Here is a 4,877-nt window from a genome sequence, read left to right on the forward strand (position 1 = left end):
TGGCCGAGGTGTTGTTGGTCTGGCCGTTGCGGCAGTAGTACTCGGCCAGCAGCAACTGGTCGGAGCTGAGGGTGTTGACCTCGTTCTTGATCTTCCAGTTGTAGTAGTCCACCGACAGCGAGAGGTTGTTGATGGGCGCCCACACGATGCCGGCGTTCCAGACGTCGGCGGTGATCGCTTCCAGCTCGGGGTTGCCGGACTGCTCACCGAACACTGATTCGTTGGCATACGGGCAGCCAACCGTGTCGCTCGGGTTGAAGCCGAGCTGGCCACAGCGGTAGTAGTCAACCGAGCCGTTGGCGTAGTACCCGCTGCGGCCCTGGAAGGCATCGGACAGGCTGGGGGCGCGGAAGGCGGTGCCGTACTTGCCGCGGAACAGCAGGCTTTCAATGGGACGGAAYTCCACGCCGATGCTGTAGGTCGACTTGTCGACGGTCTTGTCGGCGATCTTGAACGCGTCGTAGCGGCCCGAGGCGGTCACGGTCAACGACTCCAGCAGCGGCATGCGCAGTTCGCTGGTCAGCGCGTAGTTGCTGCGATGGCCGGCGCCGGCCACCGAGGTGGTGCCCCAGACGCTGCCATCAAGCAGGCGCTGGTCGGGTGTATAGGACCAGCCTTCGCTGCCCGCTTCGGCCACCACTGCCAGGCCCGCATCGCCACCGGGCAGCTTGAACAGCGAACCATTGGTGATCTGCGCGCGGCCCAGGTTCTGCCAGGTGCGGCTCTTGTTGTAGGTGAAGCCGGTGAAGGTCTGGAAATCGCCGGCCGGCAGCGGCGAATAGAACGCGCCCCAGTTCGGGTTGTAGATGTTGTAGCCGTCGTCGGTGACGCCCAGCACCGGACCCAGCACGCGGTCTTCGAAGTAGCTGTCGATCTCATTGGCCCAGCGCGCGAAGCTGCGCTCGGTCAGCTTGTACTCGCCACGGCTGAAGCTGGCGCTGTAATCCCAGTTGCCGACGTTGCCGCGCCCGCCCAGCGTGATCTGGTAGGCCTTGTTGCGATCGGTGCTCATGGTGTCGCGGTAGCCGGCCGGGCTGATGTCCTCCGGCGCGAACGCGCGCTGCAGGTTCATGTATTCGCCACTGGCCTGGTCGACGAACGCACCGAAGCCGACATCGCTGCCCCAGAAGGCGTAGCCCGAACCCGAGTTGTACTGCACTTCTTCCAGGCTGTAGAGCGCGTCTGCGAACAGCTGGAAGTTGTCGTTGACGTCAAAGGACATCGACGAATAGATCTGGCTGCTTTCCTTGCCGTTCTTCAGCGTCTTGTAGCCGGCACTGAAGGGTGAACCGCAGGATTCGCCAGTGGCACGGGTGCCCAGCACGGTGGTGYCGCCGAACTGGCCGGCCACGTTGGCGCAGCGGCTCGGGTCCATCATCACGTAGGCGTTCTGCTGGTCCGGCAGGTAGACCAGGAAGTCGTTGGTCGGAACCTGCGGCGTATAGCCCCGGGTGTTGTTCTGCTTGGTCAGGTCGCGCTGGTAACCCCAGATCGGGCTGCTCTTCTCGTACTGCACGTTGACCAGTGCGTGGAAGCGGTCATCAAAAGCGTTGAAGCCATGCGCGCCGCTGACGCGGAAATCGTTGCCGCCACCCTCGGTATAGGCGCCGCCGCGTACGTTCAGCACGCCGCCGTCCATGYGGTCTTTGAGGATGATGTTGACCACGCCGGCGATCGCGTCCGAGCCGTACAGCGATGACTGGCCGCCGGGCAGGATCTCGATGCGCTCGACGATGTCGATCGGGATGCCGCTGAGGTTGTTGAAGGTATCGCTGCCGTTGTAGAGGGCAGGGTAGGACAGCATCGGCCGTCCGTTGATCAGGTACTTGGTGTAGCTCGGGCTGAGGCCGAACATGCCCGAGGCTTCGGCGCCCTGGGTGAACGACGCGGAGGTCTGGCCGCCCTGCAGGCCGCCGGTGGTCAACGAGTTCTGCTGCAGCACCTCGGCAACGCTGGTGAAGCCACGGGTCTGGATGTCCTCGGCGGTGACGGTCAGGACCGGCGTGTGGTTCTCGATCTGCGTCTGCGGGATCAGTGAGCCGGTGACGGTCACGCGTCCAAGATCGGTGGGAGTGTTGTCCTGGGCGAGCGCGATCGCGCTGCTGCTGGCCAGGATCAGGCCGCTGAGGACGGCGCGGGTGAGCGGGTGACGCGGGAAGCCATTGCGAGACATGCGGTACTCCGTGTGGTCGTGAGAAACGCGTTTTCCCTTTCCTGGGAACTCATGGATGGTTCAGCAGCCGGTGGACGCAGAAAGGCGGCGTTTTTCGAACGTAACACACGCTTAACTTGTTTTTCGCGGGCTTGTCGCGCTCTCGCAATGGCCCGTTGGGAGTTAATAAAAATTTCTTTAAAAACAATTGATTGCAATATTGGTACGAATTTGCCGAGTTTGGCTTAATGAACACCCAGTAAATTTTCGGATATTTAACAATCGAGATGTTCCCGCAGCGATCGCCGCACGTGCCTCGCCAAAAAAAAGGCCCCGCCGAAGCGGGGCCTGGTCCGGAATCAAACCCGGAAATCGACGGGATTACTTGCCGAAGTCGTACTTGGCCTGCACGTACACGGTGCGGCCGTAGACGTTGTACAGGTAGTTGTTGAACGGCGTGCCGGAGGTGCCCTGGTAGCTGTGAGCCTGCTGCTCGGGCATCTTGTTGAACACGTTGTTGACCATCAGCGACAGGGTCAGGTCATCCTGCACGCGGTAGTTCACGCTCAGGTTGTAAGTGGTGTACGAAGCCCACTTGCCTGCCTTGTAACCCGACGCACCATGGGTGTACTCGTAGCCGTTCAGGCCCGCCAGGTAGTTCGGGGTGTGGCCGATGTAGTTCGCGTACAGCGTGGTGGTCCACTTGTCCAGCGACCAGGCCACCGACGCGTCGGAACGGACCTTGGCGTAGCTGTCGTAGTTCCACATCGACTTCGGGTTGCCCAGCAGGTCCTGGAAGTCCTCGCCCGRCTGCGCCTGCACTTCACGCTTCAGCATGTTGGTGTAGTTGCCCGAGAACTGCAGCGAACCGAAGCGGCCGATGTCCTGCAGGTACTTGAAGCCGACGGTCACGGCCTGCAGGTTCTGGCGGGCCACGTTCATCTTCGGGGTGTACAGCGAGCTCAGGTTGCCGGCCGAATCGCGCACGACCCAGTCAGCCACGTTCTGGCAGGTGGCCGAGGAGCCGTTCGGCAGGCCGTTGCGGCAGTAGTACTCGGCCAGCAGAAGCTGGTCGGTGCTGGCCGTATCGACTTCGTTCTCGATCTTCCAGTTGTAGTAGTCGGCCGAGATCGACAGGTTCGCCATCGGCGCCCAGACGATGCCCGCGTTCCAGACGTCGGCGGTGATCGGCTCCAGGTCCGGGTTGCCGGCACGCTCGGAGTACACCGAGACGCTGTCTGCGTAGCGGCAGGCGTCGGTGTTGCCCGGCACGTAGCCCAGCTCACCGCAACGGTAGTAGTCGGTGGAGTTGGCAGCGTAATAGCCGCTGCGGCCCTGGAATGCGTCGGGCAGGGTCGGCGCGCGGAAGGCGGTGCCGTACTTGCCGCGGAACAGCAGGCTTTCGATCGGACGGAACTCGACACCCACGCTGTAGGTGGCCTTGTCGACGGTGTTGTCGGCGATCTTGAAGGCGTCATAGCGACCGGAAGCGGTCACCGTCAGCGACTCCAGCAGCGGCATGCGCAGCTCGCTGGTCACCGCGTAGTTGCTGCGATGGCCGTTGCCGGCAACAGCCGACGAGCCCCACACGTCGCCGTCCAGCAGGCGCTGGTCGGGGCTGTAGTCCCAACCTTCGCTGCCGCCTTCGACGACCACGGCCAGGCCGGCATCACCGCCCGGCAGCGAGAACAGCGAGCCGTTGGTGACCTGCGCGCGTGCCAGGTTCTGCCAGGTGCGGCTGTGGTTGGTGGTGTAACCGGTGAAGCCAGCGAAATCTTCCGGCGAGATCGGCGAGTAGAACGCGCCCCAGTTGGTGTTGTAGATGCCGAAGCCATCCTGGGTGCCCAGCTGCGGGCCCAGCACCTTGTCGGCGAAGTAGCTGTTGATGGCATTGCCGAAGCGCTGGAACTTGCTCTCATCCAGGCGGTATTCGCCACGGGTGAAGCTCAGGCTGTAGTCCCAGTTGCCGACCGCACCCTTGCCGCCCAGGGTGACCTGGTAGGCACGGCTCTTGTCGTTGTTCAGGATGCCCTTGTAGCCTTCGCCGCCGATGTCTTCCGGAGCGAACGCGCGCTGCAGGTTGACCAGCTTGCCGGAGGCCTGGTCATAGAAGCCACCCATGGTGCTCTTGGTGCCCCACCAGAGGTAGTTCGAGCCCGAGGTGTATTCGGTCTTTTCCTTGCTGTACAGCACGTCGGCGAACAGCTGGAAGTTGTCGTTCACGTCGAAGGTCATCGACGAGTAGAACTGGCCGCTGTCCTTGCCGTTCTTCAAGGTCTTGTAGCCGGCGCCGAAGACCGAGCCGCAGGACTGGCCCGTCGGGCGGTTCGCCAGCACGGTGGTGCCGTCGAATTGGCCGGCAACGTTGGCGCAGTTGCTCGGGTCCATCATGTACAGCGCATTGGTCTTGGCGTCGATGACGGCGAAGTCGTTCGACGGCAGCTGCGCGGTGTAGCCGTTCGCGTTGTTCTGCTTGGTCAGGTCACGCTGGTAGCCCCAGATCGGGTTGCTGCTTTCGATCTGCACGTTGACCAGTGCATTGAAGCGGTCGTCCAGTGCCGAGAAGCCGTGTGCACCGCTGACGCGGAAGCTGCTGCCACCGCCTTCAGTGGAAGTGCCGCCACGCACGGACAGGCTGCCGCCTTCCATGTGGTCCTTCAGGATGATGTTGACCACGCCGGCGATCGCATCCGAACCGTACAGGGAGGACTGGCCACCCGGCAGG

General features: G+C 62.8%; 2 protein-coding genes. Both read right to left on the reverse strand.

Annotated features, from left to right (window positions below; genetic code table 11):
* Window positions 1-2,173 (reverse strand): TonB-dependent receptor plug domain-containing protein (locus tag AC1DJN_RS20725; protein WP_478040037.1); only part of this gene is annotated, 2,173 nt, incomplete at its 3' end.
* A 360-nt stretch (window positions 2,174-2,533) separates the two neighbouring features.
* The coding region (locus AC1DJN_RS20730) for a TonB-dependent receptor domain-containing protein (protein ID WP_478040039.1) at window positions 2,534-4,877 on the reverse strand (2,344 nt) is incomplete at its 5' end.

Source organism: Stenotrophomonas sp. 05L414_2, assembly GCF_056397905.1.